Origin of the sequence: Enterocloster aldenensis, assembly GCF_003434055.1 — a bacterium.
Taxonomy (GTDB): Bacteria; Bacillota; Clostridia; order Lachnospirales; family Lachnospiraceae; genus Enterocloster; species Enterocloster aldenensis.
In genome coordinates this window covers 118227-136226 of record NZ_QVEX01000010.1, presented here as the reverse complement: position 1 = coordinate 136226, position 18000 = coordinate 118227, and the positions used below count along the sequence as shown (strand labels likewise).

Annotated in this window: 14 protein-coding genes and 1 pseudogene; 8 read left to right on the top strand and 7 right to left on the bottom strand. The window is 51.9% G+C overall.

Annotated elements, in window-relative coordinates; all coding sequences use genetic code 11:
- Positions 1-2: 2 nt before the first annotated feature.
- The 5 genes from DWX59_RS18760 to DWX59_RS18740 form a co-directional block, all read right to left on the bottom strand.
- Complete coding sequence (locus tag DWX59_RS18760) at positions 3-1892, bottom strand: beta-glucoside-specific PTS transporter subunit IIABC (protein WP_117560728.1); 1890 nt, start codon at positions 1890-1892, stop codon at positions 3-5.
- Positions 1893-1898: 6 nt separating this feature from the next.
- Positions 1899-2753 carry a PRD domain-containing protein gene (locus DWX59_RS18755; protein ID WP_117560727.1) on the bottom strand — a complete coding sequence of 285 codons (855 nt, stop codon included), beginning with the start codon at positions 2751-2753 and terminating at the stop codon, positions 1899-1901.
- A gap of 316 nt (positions 2754-3069) precedes the next feature.
- Positions 3070-3924 carry an ABC transporter permease gene (locus tag DWX59_RS18750; RefSeq protein WP_330668720.1) on the bottom strand — a complete coding sequence of 285 codons (855 nt, stop codon included), beginning with the start codon at positions 3922-3924 and terminating at the stop codon, positions 3070-3072.
- The gene (locus DWX59_RS18745) at positions 3914-4684 is read right to left on the bottom strand and encodes an ABC transporter ATP-binding protein (protein WP_117560726.1); all 771 of its coding nucleotides are present in this window, start codon (positions 4682-4684) and stop codon (positions 3914-3916) included. The genes DWX59_RS18750 and DWX59_RS18745 overlap by 11 nt, the downstream gene beginning before the upstream one ends.
- 221 nt (positions 4685-4905) lie before the next feature.
- Positions 4906-6393, bottom strand: coding sequence for a polysaccharide deacetylase family protein (locus tag DWX59_RS18740; RefSeq protein ID WP_117560725.1), 1488 nt, complete (start codon positions 6391-6393; stop codon positions 4906-4908).
- A gap of 154 nt (positions 6394-6547) precedes the next feature.
- Here DWX59_RS18740 and DWX59_RS18735 point away from each other — a divergent pair, with 154 nt between their 5' ends.
- Positions 6548-6979, top strand: a complete 432-nt coding sequence (locus tag DWX59_RS18735) for an HIT family protein (RefSeq protein ID WP_117560724.1) — start codon at positions 6548-6550, stop codon at positions 6977-6979.
- A 181-nt stretch (positions 6980-7160) separates the two neighbouring features.
- On the opposite strand, the gene DWX59_RS18730 is transcribed toward DWX59_RS18735, so the two are convergent.
- Positions 7161-8531 carry an alanine/glycine:cation symporter family protein gene (locus DWX59_RS18730; RefSeq protein WP_117560723.1) on the bottom strand — a complete coding sequence of 457 codons (1371 nt, stop codon included), beginning with the start codon at positions 8529-8531 and terminating at the stop codon, positions 7161-7163.
- Positions 8532-8565: 34 nt separating this feature from the next.
- Positions 8566-9741, bottom strand: a complete 1176-nt coding sequence (locus tag DWX59_RS18725) for a YgeY family selenium metabolism-linked hydrolase (RefSeq protein WP_117560722.1) — start codon at positions 9739-9741, stop codon at positions 8566-8568.
- Between the two features lie 402 nt (positions 9742-10143).
- Between DWX59_RS18725 and DWX59_RS18720 the strand changes: the two genes are divergently transcribed.
- From DWX59_RS18720 to DWX59_RS29420, 7 genes and pseudogenes are all read left to right on the top strand, one after another.
- On the top strand, positions 10144-10830 hold the full coding sequence (locus DWX59_RS18720) for a GntR family transcriptional regulator (RefSeq protein ID WP_117560721.1): 687 nt from the start codon (positions 10144-10146) through the stop codon (positions 10828-10830).
- Positions 10831-11037: 207 nt separating this feature from the next.
- The gene (locus DWX59_RS18715) at positions 11038-12477 is read left to right on the top strand and encodes a D-alanyl-D-alanine carboxypeptidase family protein (RefSeq protein WP_117560720.1); all 1440 of its coding nucleotides are present in this window, start codon (positions 11038-11040) and stop codon (positions 12475-12477) included.
- Between the two features lie 114 nt (positions 12478-12591).
- Positions 12592-13572, top strand: a complete 981-nt coding sequence (locus tag DWX59_RS18710) for a Gfo/Idh/MocA family protein (RefSeq protein ID WP_117560719.1) — start codon at positions 12592-12594, stop codon at positions 13570-13572.
- A gap of 70 nt (positions 13573-13642) precedes the next feature.
- A complete protein-coding gene (locus DWX59_RS18705) occupies positions 13643-14650 on the top strand; it encodes a DUF4349 domain-containing protein (RefSeq protein ID WP_235845109.1) in 1008 nt (335 codons plus the stop codon).
- 276 nt (positions 14651-14926) lie between these two features.
- A complete protein-coding gene (locus DWX59_RS18700) occupies positions 14927-16429 on the top strand; it encodes a sugar ABC transporter ATP-binding protein (RefSeq protein ID WP_117560717.1) in 1503 nt (500 codons plus the stop codon).
- Positions 16430-16508: 79 nt separating this feature from the next.
- Complete coding sequence (locus DWX59_RS18695) at positions 16509-17540, top strand: ABC transporter permease (RefSeq protein ID WP_117560716.1); 1032 nt, start codon at positions 16509-16511, stop codon at positions 17538-17540.
- A gap of 132 nt (positions 17541-17672) precedes the next feature.
- A pseudogene (locus DWX59_RS29420) lies at positions 17673-18000 on the top strand (substrate-binding domain-containing protein); the annotation flags it as partial.

Below are 18000 nucleotides of genomic sequence, written 5' to 3'. Positions count from 1 at the left end.
CCTTATTCAAATTGTACCTGTAATACGTCTGTGTTGGCAGTGACTGCGTCATTCATTTTTTTCATGAAATCCAGTTTTTTATTGCTGTTAAGCACCAGTACCGGTGTGATGGGATTATATTCCTTTTCTATGGCAGATAAATCAAAGGTAATCAGCTTCTGCCCCTTTTTGACGTTATCCCCGCTTTTAACATATGCTTCAAAATACCTGCCCTCCAGCTGTACTGTATTAAGTCCGATGTGGACCAGGACTTCCAGGCCGTCCGGGCCGGTGATGCCGATTGCGTGCTTGGATGAGTAGAGGGCAGTGACCGTGCCGTCCACAGGCGCATGGATTGTGCCGTCTGTGGGCATGATGGCAAAGCCGTCCCCCAGGATGCCGGATGCAAAGGTGTTGTCAGGCACTTCAGATAAAGGGGTGATGCGTCCGCTTACCGGAGCAGTGATTACAGCGCTGTGGAGCAGCGGGGCCGCAGGAGCTGCAAAATCTGCCGGCAATGGGTCCACGGATGCCTGTGAGGTGTCGGTGTATCCGCAAAAGGTGCTGCTATCCGCTGCCGTATCCGTCTTTTCTAAAACCAGCGTAAGCGCGAACGCGGATACGATACTGATGGCAATGGCAATCAGTACATTGGATACATTGGACTGGAAATACAGGGGAAGGCTGACAATACTGGAGGAGGCAAAACTCAGCAGATGAAAATGGGTCATGGAGATATAACCTCCGCCCAGCGCACCTCCCAGGCAGGCAGCGAAAAATGCCTTTTTGTAGCTTATGAGCACACCGTATAAAGCCGGTTCTGTAATACCCATGATGGCGGAAAAGCTGGCCGATACGATGAGGGACTTTTTCTCCCGGTTCTTCACACGGAAATACATGGCCGCGGTCGCCCCGAACTGCGCCATGGTGGACATCATCATGGTCGGAAGCAGCATATCATAGCCAAGTTCAGCCAGGTTCTGGAATACAACCGGGGTAAAACCCTGATGCATACCGGTCATTACGGTCAAAGGACGGATGAGGGACATCACGAATCCTGCAATAAAGGCATTGACAGAAAACAGGTATGTGATGAAGCTGGTCAGCGCGCTGCCGGCATAGCTTCCCAACGGTCCCAGGACAACCAGTTCAAGGGGCACCATGATAAGCAGTACAACAGTGGGTGTGAATATGACCTTCAGGATATTGGGCATGTGTTTATCCACAAAACGGTATACATAGCTTAATATCCAGACAGACAGCACGATTGGGATGACGGAATAGCTGTAGTTCACCAGGCGCACAGGGAGGCCGAAAAACTCAATGGCCGTAACGTCCCCGGCACTGACAAATGCCGTGAAGGTGGGATGAAGGATGGCTGCTGCCAGGGCAACGGCCAGTGTGGCATTGGTCTTAAATATCTTTGCACTGGATACTGCCAGGAAAAAGGGCAGGAAATAGAAAATACAGTCCGCCATCATGTTAAACAGCTGGAATGTGTAGCTGTCCACCTGGACCAGGTTAGCTGCCTTTAAAAGGGCGATGATGGCCTTCAGCATACCGGCGCCGGCAATGGCGGGGATGACCGGAAGAAAGATGCCTGACAGGATATCCAGGAACCTGGTAAAAAGCTTCTGGTTGGTCTTTGGCGCATCAGCAGCAGGGTTTAGATTGGCCTGGGCAGCAATCTCGTTATACAGGGAACCAACCTGGGGGCCGATAATGATCTGAAGCTGCTGGTTCTGCATCTGTGCCCCCAATACACCTTTCAGGGACTCGATTTCTTTTAACTGGATTAAATCATTATTATATAAATTAAGCCGCAGGCGGGTCATGCAGTGGGCTGCCCGGCTTATGTTGCTGTTTCCGCCGATAAGTTCAATTATCCTGGCGGCCAGTTCTTGATTGGACATAGGTCATTACTCCTTTTTAATGAATTTGTTGATGTACATGGTAAGGTGCAGGATATCCTCAGGCTGGATTTCCAAGTCATATTTTTCCTTGGTAAACCTGCGGATACGGTCACTGCAGTCATAAGCCCTTTTAAAATATCCTTTTGCATACCGGAGCATTTCATAGTACCGGCTGTCGCTGCTGACGGCGGCAGCCTTCCTGTCATCCAGTACCAGGGCCAGGGTCTGGAGATAGCTGAGCAGCTGGTTGTATTCCAGGGAGTTCTCATCCATTTCCGTACACAGGAAGTATTTGATGAAATTAATAAGGTCCTGTACAAACACGGAAATGTATGCAAAGTCATGGGTTACTTCCGGTTCATTGTGAATCTTGGCATTGACAAAATGCAATGCGATAAGGCCTGCCTCCTCCTCGGGAAGGGTGACCCCGCACTCAATCTGGATGATTTTTAAAGCCACCTCGCCGATGTGGTATTCTTCACGGTAGGTTTTCTTAATGCTCCAGGTCATGGCATTGTCAAAGGCGATTCCCTTTTTCTTTCTGGACACGGCCAGTTCGATATGGTCGGACAAGGTAACATAAATGCTGTCATGGACGCCTGTCTTTAAGACCGTGCGGCCATAATCCACAATTTTTTTGGAGACTTCTATGTATTCCTCACTTATCAGCGACAGCAGGTGTATCATATCATCGGAAACATTCTTTTCCTGGAGGATAAATACTTTCTCCATATCGTTGTCCTTCAGCACCATCCCCTTTTTGCTGTTAAACCCTATCCCATTCTTAACAATAACAACCTCCTTTTCATTTTCATCAATGGCTATAACGGCGTTATTGTTTAATATTGTCTTAATCATCATGGCTGCTGTACCTCCCTCCGGTAAAAATAGGCATAAAAAAAGCAATACAAACACACGCCTAAAGCATTGTGAAGGTATTGCCTATCATTAAATATAGTTACAAGCCCTGTTCAATTGACTACATTATACATACCATGAAATTCTAAGTCAATAGGTAATATTAGATTTGTTAAAAGTGTAAAAAAGTTAATTGGGAAATTGTGCATTTGTGACAAATGACCCATGAGGCATTAAGATATGGTCTGCTAAAGACAGTACGGGACAGATAGGAGCAGTACCCATACAAAACTATAAAGTCCTGCTCCTGCCTGAAGGGTTAACTAAGCTTACTTATCCTCTTTTCCGCATACGCAATGATTTGATACAGCATCCCGGACACAATACAAAGTATCACAATGGAGGTCACCACCATGGTCATGGCAAAGGTCTGTGACCCATAGGTAATCAGATAACCAAGTCCGGCCTTGGCGGACAGGAACTCCCCGATGATGACGCCCACCAGGCACAGGCCGATGTTCACCTTCATGTTGCTGATGAGCATGGGCAGGGAACCTGGAAGCAGGACCTTTACCAGCACATCCTTCCGGTTTCCGCCCAGGGAGTAGATCAGCTTGATTTTTTCCGTATCCATCTGGGTAAAGCCGGTGTAGAGTGTCAGGATGGATCCGAACACGGCCACGGACACGGCGGCCACGATGATGGTCTTCATATTGTTGCCCAGCCATACAATGAGCAGGGGGGCCAGGGCTGACTTGGGAAGGCTGTTTAAAAGTACCAGGAACGGCTCCAGCACCTGGGCAACGCTTTTGCTGGACCATAAAAGCAGGGCGCAGGCCAGGCCAAAAACCGTGCAAAGTGCAAAGCTTATAAGGGTTTCCAGCAGGGTGACGCCTGTGTGGAGGAACAGGCTGCCGTCCCGGGTCATGGTTACCAGGCACTTGGCAATCATGGTGGGGGAACTGAAGATGAAGCTGTCAATCCAGTGCATGTCGGCCGCCAGCTCCCAAAGCGCCAGAAGAAGCACTAAAAGCATGATGCGGCAGATGGTAACCTGCCGGTGGCGGCGCAGTTCCCCTTCAACAAAGGCCTGCTGGGCCACGGACATTTCACAGGTGCCGCAGTTTTTCCTGCCCTGTTCCTGTATGGTATAACAAGGACCGTTATGATTCATATGTCTTCAGCTCCTTCCATACGGTATTAAAATAATTGGAAAATTCCGGGCAGTTACGCCTGTCAAGGGAGCGGGTGCAGCCTTCCGGGAAATCAATGGATAAAACTGACTTGACCCGTCCGGGACGTGCGGACAGCACAACAATACGGTCGGCCACACTGATGGCCTCAGACAGGTCGTGGGTCACCAGGATGGCCGTTTTGTGGGTCCTCCGTATGATGGAGCTGATATCATCGCACACAGACAATCTTGTCTGATAGTCCAGGGCGGAAAATGGCTCATCCAACAGCAGTATATCCGGTTTCAGGGCCAGGGTCCTGATTAATGCCGCCCTCTGGCGCATGCCCCCGGAAAGTTCGGAAGGCTTTGCATATTCAAAGCCGGCCAGGCCATAGGCGGACATCATATCCAGAAGTTCAAGCCTGGCAGGTTCGTCCAACCGTTTTTGTATTTCAAGTCCAAGGGAAATGTTGGAGAAAATGTTGCGCCATTCAAATAAATGGTCCTTCTGCAGCATATAGCCAATCGCGGAATGGGCTTTGGACAGGGGGGCGCCGTCAATGCTGATGGTCCCCTTTTCAGGCTGGGTCAGCCCGCTGAGCATGGTCAGCAGGGTGGATTTTCCACAGCCTGATGGTCCCACAATAGCCACAAATTCCCCGGCAGACACATCAAATGATATATTGGAAAGGGCCAGCGTCTCACCATCCAATGAGTGGTAGGAGTAGCTGACCCCATTTACTTCCAGTTTGGGAATCATGAAAAAGCTCCTTTCAATTAGAAATCAATTCCTTGATTTATTATATGTTGACAACGGGAAACAGTTCGTGGGTTCTTGCCTGTACATGTGCGGCCGGGATAAATTAAGGACGGGGAACCGGACAGGGAAGGGGGGAAGGATAAAACAGGCAGTGTGCCGGCGGCTTCGTATGGAAGCTGCCGGCACACTGCCTGTTCATTGGGATGCCATTAAGGTAAATCCTATTGGTAACTCCACTCCACCGGAGTGGGTCTTGCAGGATCGAATATCTGAGCCGCATCGAATAAATCGCTTAAGCGCTTTTTGGCCGGGTCTGTCTGGGTCATGTCCTCATAGAGCCGGTAGCCGTCCAGGTTCCTCCTTGCCATGCGCAGATAGTTATTGCCCATCTGCATCCAGTATGGGGTACTGGCATCCACGTTACAGAAATACCGGAATCCCTTGGACTCCAGATATTGAAACCGGGGGTTGTCATCCTTATATGCGTGCCAGTCAGCAATATCGTTGCCGTAAGGATAGAGCAGGATATCCGTGGGGCCAATCAGGGATTCCACCTCGGCTTCCCACTTGTCCGTATCCGTGCGGAAACGCTCCTCGGAAATGGCAAAGCCATCCTCCGGATTCCTGGCCACCCCCAGCTGCAGATGGCCCCAGCTGTGGGAGGCCAGCTCCCAGCCATTGTCCCTTAAGCACTGCGCCACCTTGGCGGCCTGTTCCCTGTCAGCCTCATAGGTGGGGCTGTCTGAATAGGAGGAAGCCGTACGGTAGCCAAGAATGCCTTCATATCCGGTAAATGCAATGATGGCCCTTGCTCCCTTGTATGAGAAATCAGGATGTTCCTGAATGAAATCCTCCAGCAGGGGAACCAGGTCGTAGGAACCGGTAGACACGGTGCCGTCATCCATGACCATCTCACAGGTGGGCTTGCCGTCCTCGCCGATTACAATACGGCTGGCAAATCCGTCCCCGTCCATGTATGGGTAGTAACACACATCATCCTGGGACATCACAAATGGCTGCTTGCCCTCGGGCAGCATGATCTTGCCCTTCACAAACCGTTTGCTGCCGTTTCCGTCCGTTTCTTCGTAGGCAATGTCATGGATCCGCACCAGTACATAACCACGGTCATACATGGCCTGAAGCATTTTCATGAACTCATCCTTGGTGGTCATGACTGAATTATACCCTCCGCTGTCCTTGTCACCGTCAAATGCCTTGGATGTATCCATAATCAGTGTGTGGAAGAATACATGGGTAATCTTATTCATATCAGCCGGCACCAGGGCTGCCTTTTCTGCCTCATACCGCCCAAGGGCTTCCTGCACCCTGGCTTCGGTCACGTCCAGCCCGCTGCTGTTGACAAGGTCAATGGCCTTGTCATAATCGTAACCCATCGCCAGCCTGTCCGCCTGGGCAATAAGCCTGGAGACATCATCCTCTATTACCTGCGTGCCCTCATCCGAGGGCCCTGGGCTGGTCACGCCGCCTGAAGAAGGGTCTGCCTGGGCAGAGGATACTGCTGCCTGGACAGAGCTGCCCGGCCTTGGGGGCTGTTTCCCCAAAACAAACCGGTAGAGGGTGAAAACACCGCCCCCTACCAGTAGTGTGATGGCCAATAATACAATAAATGTCGGAAGATGCCTCGACATCATGGTTAATTTATGTCTGCGCCTGCGTGCCTGCCTGCGTCTGAAGTCTGCTTTACTCATAACACTGCTCCTATATTGATACTTGTGTATCATTATAACATAGAAATGGAAAAGATGGTACATAGAAAGAAAAACAAATATTGGAATTGCTTTTGCCACCCATAAGTGGTATGTTAAAACCAAAATAAAATCAAACATAAAGGAGATAGTGGTCATGGAAGAAATGGTAAAAGATACGAATTGCGCATATTGCATGCAGGGAGGGCTGGTTGCCAAATTCGGGTATCCTGTATGTGAAATGAAGACAGGCTTCCTTTATATATTCAAGGAGCAGAGCAAGAAGGGAAGGGTGATCCTGGCCCACAAAAAGCATGTAAGCGAGCTGATAGACCTGACGGATGAGGAGAGGAATGATTACTTTGCGGAGATCGCCCAGGTATCCAGGGCCGTGCACAAGGTTTTTAACCCGGATAAGGTAAACTACGGCGCATACGGCGACACGGGCTGCCATCTGCATTTCCATATAGTTCCCAAATACAAGGGCGGCGAGGAATGGGGCGGCACCTTTGAAATGAACAGCGGGAAGACCATGCTTAGGGATGAGGAATATGAGGAGATGGCAGAGGCGCTGAGAAAGGCGCTTTAAGTAAGATTTGGGGCGCGAGGGTACGTCCGCGGGGCCATGGCGCGGCCTGTCCCGTGAGGAACGGCGGGGCCGGACAGGTTCCTTAGGACGGCTGCGGCCCGGACGCCAGGTTCCGGAGGGGCTGCTTCTACCGCCCTTTTTGATGCCAGGGCCTAAAACGCCGCCCCTCCTTCACACTGGATTAGTTTTTCATATATTTTTCCTGATAATCATTGAATACCTTCATAAATGTCCCTGATAAGAACAGCAGTGCAATGGCATTGGGGATGCACCAGAAACCGGATACGATGTCCACCACGGTCCACACAAGTTCCGGGGTCTTTCCAAGGGAGATGAAGCCGGGAACCAGCCAGATCAGCCTTATGAGCAGTTTGGCTGCGTTGGAACCGGACGCCTTTGGGAAGATATAGAAAAAGGCGGATTCGTAGTTGATTTCCCATCCAACCATTGTGGAGAAGGCAAACAGGCAGAGGCAGACCGACACGATGATGGGGCCGAGGTTTCCGTAGGTGGAGGCAAATGCGGACTGGGTCAGCGCCACGTCCTTGAGGCCGCTCTGCCAGATTTCCGGACCGCTGCAGATGATGGCCAGCGCTGTCATGGTACAGACAACCAGGGTGTCGATGAATACCTCAAAGGAACCGTACATGCCTTCTTTGAATGGGTGGGGCGTGATGGCGGTTGCATGGGTGATGGGGGAGGTGCCGCATCCTGCCTCATTGGAGAAGGTACCACGTGCAGCGCCCTGCTTGAGGGTCATGGCAACCGTGCTTCCTGCCAGTCCGCCTGTTGCGGAAAGGGGAGTGAAGGCATGGGTGAAAATGGTAGCGATTGCCTGTGGGACCTGGTTGATATGCGTAAGGATGATGCCCAGGACAGTGATGATATAGATTACACACATGACAGGAGTTACCCTTTCACAGAACCTGCCGATTCCGGTCACGCCGCCGATCAGCACGGTGCCGCAGATCAGGGCGGCTATCACGACGATGATCCAGGTGGGGATGTGGAAGGCGTTGTTCATGGCATTGGACATGGCAAAGGGCTGTACGAATGCAGCGGTTCCCAGACCGCCCACAATGATGGTTATGGCAAAAAAGATGGCTAAGGGTTTCCATTTGCGGCCCATGCCCTGTTCAATGTAATACATGGGACCGCCGTAGTATACGCCGTCTTTGCCTTTGATTCGGTAGTATTGGGCCAGAGTGACTTCCACGCACTTGGTCAGCATGCCGAACAGGGAGATAATCCACATCCAGAATACGGCGCCGGGACCTCCCACAAAGATAGCGGTGGCAACGCCGGAAATGTTGCCGGTTCCCACGCATCCTGCCAGTGCGGATGAAACAGCCTGGAGAGGGGTAAGGGTTCCATCCCCTTTTGCGGAACCTTTTTTAAACATTTCACCGGCCGTATTTTTCATGATGTGCTTAAAATGGCGGAACTGGAAAAACCGTGTTTTAACAGCGTACAAAAGGCCCACTGCAAAGAGCAGGATTAATACAGGAGCGCCCCAGAGAAAGGAGTTAAGCTTTACTAAAAAGTTTTCCATACCGATACCTCTTTTCTTATGTTAATACAATGGTTTATTTTGTAAGCTGGGAAAGGATGCCGTAGAATCCCCTGCACGCTTTTTTCAGCTGATCGATTTCTATGTACTCATCCCTGACATGGGCCAGGCTCTCAAGGGACGGGCCGAAACCAATGCATGGGATTCCTGCCTCCCCACAGAAATGGCTTCCGTTGGTACAGAATGCAAAGTGGGAGATGGGGGCGTCAATGCCGGCTTCCTTAAGTCCTGCCAGGGCCTTCTGCACCAGTTCATCCTTTTCATCGATGAGCCATGCAGGAAAATACCTCTTGGCCTCAATGGTCTCGCCGGTCCAGCACTTCTCGCTGCCTTGCGCCAGATATACCCTGGCCTTTAAATCAGGCACTTTCTTTTTCGCTTCCTCAATTGCTTCCTCAACCTGTCCAAGAATAAATGCCTCATCCTCGCCTACCAGCGTGCGGCGGTCAAAGGTGGCCCTGCATATGGATGGGACCACGGATGCGCCGGGATAGGGGGAGGAAATGATGTCTGTAAGTTCCAGAATCCCCTTACCCAGGATTGGGTGCTCATTCACTTTGATGCCGCGGATGGCTTCTATGACAGCCATCATATGATAAACCGCGTTAACACCCTTTTCCGGATTGGAGGAATGGCAGCTTTTTCCTTCTGTCTCCACCACCACCTCGGCCCGGCCCCTCTGGCCGATTTTGACCGTGGTTGTGGTGGCCTCGCCGATGATGACGAAATCAGGCTTGGCCTGTCTGCTGATCTCACGGGAAGAAACTCCTTCAAAGCATTCCTCATGCACGGTGCAGGATACACAGATATTGCCTGCAAAATCCTTGCCCGTGTCCTCTGCATACTGGGCCGCGGCCGTAATCATGGCGCAGACGCTTCCTTTCATATCAGAGGTGCCGCGGCCATAAATCCTGCCGTCTTCAATCTCGGCAGCAAAGGGGTCATGGCTCCACTGGTCACGGTCAATGACATCCACAGTATCAATGTGCCCGTCCATCAGGACTGTCTTTCCAGGACGGCTGCCATGGATGATGCCCAGAACGCTTCCGTATTTGTCAATGTTCACCTCGTCAAAGCCATAGTCAATCATGGTTTTCTTTAAAAGCCCAGCCACTTCCTTTTCATGGCCGGACATGCTGGGAATGCGGATTGCCTCCTGGCATAGGGATACTAACAGTTCTTCTTTGTTCATGGTGCATGATCCTCACTTTCTGTGAATGTTTTCATTCTAGCACAATATTTTGTGTGCGATATATTGCATATTGAATATAACATATGTGAACTTGGTTGTAAAGGATTGTTATGGAAAGGATTGTAAATATGGTTAGAACTGACAGGATTATAAGTCGAAATACATGCAATATACACAAAAAACCAGCGGATTTAGGGAGAAAAGCAGGAAAACCCTGATATTTTCTTAACATTCTTGATAGAGATAAGTGTATGTGATATATTATATATAGCGTACATTGGTTTTGGCCCTATGCCGGGATGTTTCGTCAGGCTTCATGATGGGATATGGCTCCGATATGGCATGGATCAAAGCCGTATCAGGTACATGCTTATTAACAACCAAAAGACAGGAGGCCATACCGTGCCAATACCGAAAAAAGACAGCGCCCTGCAGCGCAAATCAGCCAAGGATCTGGTATATGAGACATTATGTGACTGGATCATGCGCGGAGAGATGATGCCTGGGGAGAAGCTTTTAGATACAGAACTGGCCGCTTATTTTGATGTAAGCCGGACGCCGGTCCGTGAAGCGCTCCAGATGCTGGAGGCCCAGAAACTGATTAAAGTAACGCCCGGCCGTGCAACCACGGTTGCGGACGTGGATAAGAACGATATTGAGAAATGTTACCGTCCCCTGGCGGAAATCCAGGGACTGGCAGCCAGACAGGCGGCCCTCATACTGACTGAGACACAGCTGGCTGAACTTGAACAGGTCCAGAAGGAGTTCTCAGAGGCATGCGATGCCAATCAGGCGGAAAGAGCCATCCTTTGTGACAATGCGTTCCACGAACTGATTGTTAAGGCAGTGGGCAATGAGTACATTACGGAATTCTCCCATATGCTGCTCCTGCACATCCAGAGAATCAAATACCACTATTTCCATAAGAATATGATGAGAAAGGAATCCGTCAAGCACCACAGGGATATCCTGGACGCCCTTGCCAGGAAGGACGCGGACCGGGCCGGGGAGCTGATGCGCGGACACTGGCTGCACGTAATGGAGCGGTGCATACGGGAAGTGGATGTGGCCGGGGAAAACATGACCTGACTGCCATTAAGGCCGGACCTATGGGTACAGGCCGCCGTGGATGCGTGCAGGTAAAACGCATAAGAATGAACCGCGCAGGCTGAAAGCACCGGCGTGCCCATGCAGCGGATATATTATGGATTTGCAGGAAAAATGACTGAAAATCGGGAATAAGCTGTTTGTCCGTCCCCATACAATTAGTAGCAGATGAGTTTATCGGAGGAAGATATGAAACGGATTGCAGCCATATTGTTATCATTTACAGTCCTGCTGGTCCATCCCGCGGCCACGGCGCTGGGGCAGGAGCCCGATATTGCCATACCTGTGGGAGCGGTTGCTGCTGACAGTGAACTGAGAACGGCTGTGGGCGGGAATGCGGGGGCGGCCCGGGCGGCAGCCAGTCAGGCAGCGGACGGTCAGGCAGCGGACGGTCAGGCCGTGGACGGTCAGGCTGGTGAGGAGCGAATTGGGGATACCCAGGCCGTGGAAGTGCCTTCGGCAGACACCCGGTCCGCCCAGGCGCCGTCCTCGGACTCCCAGCCAGCAGAAGCGCCTTCAGCAGATACCCAGGCAGCGGTTCAGATTGCGGCGCCTTCTGCCGTACTTATGGAGGCGTCCACAGGGCAGATAATCTACGAAAAAGGGGCGGATGAGAAACGCAGCCCGGCCAGCGTTACCAAGGTCATGACCCTTATACTTATATTTGATGCGCTACAGTCAGGCAAAATCAATCTGACGGACGAGGTGGTCACCAGCGCCCATGCAAAATCCATGGGAGGTTCCCAGGTTTTCCTGGAAGAAGGGGAGAAGCAGACCGTGGAAACCCTGATTAAATGCATTGTCATTGCTTCAGGCAATGATGCGTCGGTGGCCATGGCGGAGTACATAGGGGGGACGGAAGAGGAATTTGTACGCATGATGAATGAACGGGCGGCAGGACTGGGTATGGCCAATACTCATTTTGTGGACTGCTGCGGCCTTACGGAATCACCGGACCATCTGACCACTGCCAGGGACATTGCCATTATGAGCAGGGAATTGATTAACAAATATCCGCAGATACATAATTATTCCACCATCTGGATGGAGAACATAACCCATGTCACAAAGCAGGGAACCAAGGAATTCGGTCTTTCCAACACCAACAAACTGCTTAAGATGGCAACGAATTTCAAGGTGACCGGATTAAAGACCGGTTCCACCTCCATTGCGAAATACTGCCTGTCCGCCACAGCGGAGAAGGATGGCGTGCGGCTGATAGCCGCCATCATGGCCGCCCCTGATTTCAAGGCCAGGTTCGGGGACGCCCAGACCTTGTTAAACTATGGCTATGCCAACTGTAAGCTCTATGAAGACAAGGAACATGTCCCCCTTCCCCAGATGCCTGTGACAGGAGGTGTGGAGGATGAGGTGGGTCTTGCATACGAAGGTGTGTTTTCTTATCTCAGCCTGAAAGGGGAGGACCTGGGGGCAATTGAGAAAAACCTGGTGCTGGCCGAATCCATGCCCGCGCCCGTGGAGCCGGGACAGAAAGCAGGGGTACTGGAATATACCCTGGGAGGCAAAAAGCTGGGTGAGGTCAATGTACTCACCAACGGAAGTGTCCGGGAGGCCGGGTATATGGATTACCTGAAACGGTTGGTGGGGGCCTGGAAGCTGAACCGGTAAACACACCCTGAGGTGTGGGAAATATGGTATGGGATCTGCCCGGGATTTTTGCTATAATAGAAGCAGGAGTCCCGGGCAGGTTTTATAAGGTCCGGAAGAAGGAGGATACAATCCATGCTGCGTTTTGCAATCATAGGAACAGGGAGAATCAGTCACACATTCATGAAGGCCGCCTTAAAGGTGCCTGGCTTTAAGCTGGAGGCCGTCTATTCCAGGTCACAGGACAGCGGACGCGCCTTTGGGTCTGTTTACGGCGCGGACAAGGTATATACCACACTTAAGGCCCTGGGGGATGACCCGGAGGTGGACGCGGTATACATAGCAAGCCCCAACAGCAGCCACTGCGCCCAGACCGTGTTCATGCTGGAACACGGCAAACATGTGCTGTGTGAAAAGCCCATTGCATCCAGCGCACAGGAACTGGAGCGCATGATGAAGGCTGCGGATGGGAATGGGAAAATCCTTCTGGAGGCCATGCGTCCTGTATTCGACCCAGGATTCGCAAAGATAAAGGAACTGCTTGGGCAGCTGGGACAGATCCGGCGCGCCGTGTTCCAGTACTGCCAGTATTCCTCCCGATACGATGCGTTTAAAAACGGAATCATTGAAAATGCCTTTAACCCCGCGCTTTCCAATGCAGCCCTTATGGATATCGGCGTGTACTGCATCCACCCCATGGTACTGCTGTTCGGAAAACCCCGGCAGGTCATGGCCTCAGGCATTTTCCTGCCCAATCATATGGAAGGGGCAGGGACCGTGCTCATGGATTACGGTTCCATGCTTGGGGAGGTGAGATATTCCAAGATAACGGATTCCGCCCAGCCCAGTGAGATCCAGGGCGAGGATGCCAACATGCTTATCTGGCAGATACAGGACACCAGGAAGATTCAGGTTACATACAGGGGCGGCAGGCAGGAGACATTTGAAATCCAGAAGGAAGACAACAATATGTATTACGAAGTGCAGCGGATGATGGAACTTACGCAGCAGGACGGTGGAAGGGAACTGGGGGCAGCCCATCTGGAAGGTTCCGTCATGGAGATGGAGGTCATGGATGAGGTGAGGAGGCTGACCGGGATACGGTTCGGGGACTGAGCCGTGCCTGGGTCTGTTTGAAACTGTTTTTCCGCCGGAGGCGTCCCGCTTTGCGGTGAAGGAGGTAAGTATGATGAAGAAAAGATTACTGTTTTACGGATCTGCTGTATTCCTGTCAGCCATACTGGGCCTGTCGGCCTGCGCAGGAAGTTCCAAGAGCGTCCAGACAACAGCCGCCATGCCGGCCGCTGACTATGAGGCCATGGATTCTGCGGAAACAGCGGGTGAAAGGGCTATGGAGGAGCAGGCGGGTTTGGAACTGGACGCGAGTAAGACTGGGATGACGGACACCACGTCCCTTGGACAGGCCCTTCCGTCAAACCGCAAGCTGATACGCAGCGTGGACCTGTCCTTGGAGACAGATGCATTTGACCAGCTGCTAAAGACGCTGACAGACAAGATTGGGGAACTGGGCGGGTATGTGGAGCAGTCAGACATATCGGGCAACAGCCTGAACTACCGCAATGAGCTGATTCCACGGTATGCATCCCTTAAGGTCCGTATCCCCATTGACAGGCTGGACGGATTTATATCTGTCGTGGAGGCAAACGGCAATATAACCAACAAATCAGAAACCACCCAGGATGTCACCTTACAGTACAGCGACCTGGAAAGCAGGAAGAAATCCCTGACCGTGGAGCAGGAACGCATCTGGGCCCTGCTTGAGAAGGCGGATACGCTGGAATCAGTCATTGCCCTGGAAGAACGGCTTTCCGAAATCCGCTACCAGCTGGAGTCCATGGAATCACAGCTCAGGCTGTACGACAACCAGGTGGACTACAGTACGGTCAATCTGTACGTCCATGAGATTAAGGAGGAAGCGTCCTTTACGCCCACTGAGCCGGAAGGAATCGGGCAGAGGATTGGGAAAGGGTTCACAAAAAACCTGAATGCCGTGTCCCGGGGAGTGACCGGCTTCATTATCTGGTTCCTTGCAGCCAGCCCCATCTGGGTTCCTCTGGCAGCGGCTGTCATTGTCATACTGCTGATACTCCGCCGGAGTAAGAGGAAGATGCAGGAGCGGCTTAAATCATACGTGGTCCATGATGAGGAGAAGGCCGAAGATACAGACGGGTGATATCCGTCACCCCATCAGGGTCCCTCTGTCAATATCTGATTGGCAGGGGGATTTTTTAATTGTCGGAAAATACCTATAACCGGGAGTTTGGACGCGGTAATATATATAAAATGATGGATTTGACTGCCGTCGGAGCGCTGTGAACTGTAAAAGTGCATAATAATACCCCCCTAATTAGGATTATGCCCCCCTTATCCATCCGGATGGGTCCTGCTATAATACAATCAGGGAATAGAGGTCTGAAAACTGATTACAGAGAAGGACAGGTGGCTGAAAATGAGTGAAACGATTGTTTCCATGGAGAACATCTGCAAAAGTTTTCCGGGAGTAAAGGCATTGGACCATGTGCATTTTGAACTGCGTTCCGGTGAGGTCATGGCGCTTCTGGGAGAGAACGGTGCTGGAAAAAGTACCCTGATGAAGGTGCTCAGCGGTGTCTATACAAGGGATGGGGGCACGGTCAGGATATTCGGGAAAGAGTATGGGGACATGAATCCAAAGCAGGCCCAGGAGGCAGGGGTTGCAATCATACACCAGGAGCTGAATATGTGCAGGCATCTCTCCGTATCGGAGAACATGTTCCTGGGGCGGGAGAAGGTAAAGGGCATGATACTGTCCAACAAGGAGATGGAGGCTGAAGCCAGGACAATCCTGAATGAGCTCAAAATCGACCTGGATCCCCATCAGGTGGTGGGCGACCTTCCGGTGTCCAAACAGCAGATGGTGGAGATTGCAAAAGCCCTTTCCACCCATGCCAGGATACTTATCATGGATGAACCCACCTCGGCGCTGACGGCCCGGGAGATTGAGGACCTGTTCCGCATCATACACAACCTGAAGGAAAAGGGATGCGGCATTGTATACATATCCCACCGCCTGGAAGAACTGCAGTCCATTGTGGACCGGGTTACCATCATGCGCGACGGTCAGTACATAACAACCATGAATTTTGAGGATACAACCCTGGATGAAATCATTTCCAACATGGTGGGCCGGGAAATCAAAGAGAAGTTTCCCCGCGTCACATGCGACAAGGGCAGGCTGGTGCTTAAGGTCAGTAACCTGAACGCGGGCAGGATGGTCAGGGATGTGGATTTTTCCCTTTACGAAGGGGAAATCGTTGGTTTTGCAGGGCTGATGGGCGCGGGCAGGACCGAGACCACCAGGGCCATATTCGGAATCGACCCCAAGGAGAGCGGACAGTTTTTCCTGGATGGAAAGGAAATCATGATCCGCAGGCCAGAGGACGCCATCCGGGCAGGAATCGTCCTGGCGCCTGAGGACAGGAAAAAGGATGGTCTGTGCACCAAGCTGAGCATCCGACATAACATCGCCCTTCCCAACCTGGACCTGCTGTGCAGCCGGATGGGGGTGGTCAGCAGGACAAAGGAAGATGAGATGTGCAATAAGGTGGTGGCTGACTTAAAGGTCAAGACACCCAATGTGGATGTGAATGCAGGCAACCTTTCCGGCGGCAACCAGCAGAAGGTGGTGGTGGGAAAATGGCTGGCCAGGAATTCTCGGGTGGTGATATTTGATGAGCCCACCAGGGGCATTGACGTGGCGGCAAAGGTTGAGATATATAACCTTATGAACCAGCTGAAACAACAGGGGATTGCGGTTATGTTCGTATCCTCCGAGATGCCGGAGGTCATGGGGATTGCGGACCGGATTATAGTCATGTGCGACGGGCGCATAACCGGGGAACTGATGGCGGATGAAGCCACCCAGAACAGCATCCTGACACTGGCAACCAGGTTTGAGAAAAAGGTAGTATGACCGGAGCAGGGCGGGCGCGCACTGCAACCAGGCATCCGGGACCCAGGCGCCGGGTGCGCATAGCAAGGAGGAAAAAGCAATGAATCACAAGAATCAAGGGGCTGTGAAACAGTTTTTGAATATCCGGGGCATGAGGGGGGCCTTGACTGCGTTTGCAGGGCTTATCATCATTTATATAGCATTTGGCGCCATTAATCCCACGGTGTTTTCCGGCCAGAATGTAACCAATCTGTTCCGTTCCATGTCAAAATACCTGATTATCGGCATCGGGCAGAGTTACGTGCTCATAACAGGAAATATCGATCTTTCCATCGGTTCCGTGGTAGGCATGAGCGCCATGATATCCGCCACCCTGATGACACACGGGGTTAATCCCATGGCGGCAATCCTCATCACATTAATCTGCTGCCTGGCCATCGGGGTTATCAACGGCATCCTGGTGGGAAAGTTCCAGCTGCCGCCCTTCATTGCAACCCTGGGAACCATGTTCGTGGCCAGGGGCGTTGCCTATATGGTAAACGGCAACCGGAATACGGATGCCATCAGTTCCGGCATCGGCAAGGAAGCAGCTGATAAGTTCCAGGCCTTTTTCTACTACGGCAAGACAGCCGGCGTGTTTAATACATTCTGGATTGCGCTGGTGCTGTTCATCGCCTTCTTTTTCCTGCTCTCCAAGACCAGGACAGGGCGCCATATCTATGCCATTGGTTCCAATGTGGAGGCAGCCAAGCTGTCAGGCGTGAGCGTGGTGGCAACCGTGACAAAGACATATCTTGTCAGCGCATTCTGTTCCTTTGTAGTGGGACTCATCCTCTGCGGCCAGGCCAACATGGGCAATATGGAGGCAGGCAACATGTATGAAATGTACGCGGTTGCGGCAGGCGTTATCGGCGGTATCTCGCCGCTTGGCGGGACCGGTATCCTGCTGGGGACATTTGCAGGCGCGGCCGTATGGCAGACACTGGAGAACGGACTGAACATGATTGGGGTCCAGGTAGGTATCCAGCGCCTTGTAATCGGCATCATCGTGGTATTTGCAGTGCTTCTGGATGTGGTGCTGCGCAAGGGCATGCTGATCCGGAAACGCCCGATGGCTGAAAAGAAGTCTTAGGGAAAGGAAATAGAATTAGACGCCCGGGGCTTTATCTGTATCGCAGGTTTACACCCTATGACCGCAGCAGTCCCGGCAGCGCTAATATATGCATTGAGAAACGTATGTGAAAGCAAAAAGGAGGAAAATGCAATGAAAAAAATGTTAGCATTGGCTTGTTCCCTGGGCCTGGCAGCTTCCCTTATGACGGGATGCAACAGCAAGACAGAGGATGTGGCGGCTTCCACGGCGGCATCCGCAGCCACTGAGGCGGCAAAGACTGAGACACCGGCAGCCGGCTCCGGCACCATGATTGCCCTGATAACCATGGACTCCATTGACCAGCACTGGGTCACTCTGAACGAGGGCGCCCAGAAGGCGGCAGGGGAACTGGGCGTGACCGTACAGTTCATGGCCCCCAATACAAAAGACGATGCGCAGCAGATTGAGTGTGTAAACAACGCGGTGTCAGCCGGCGCAA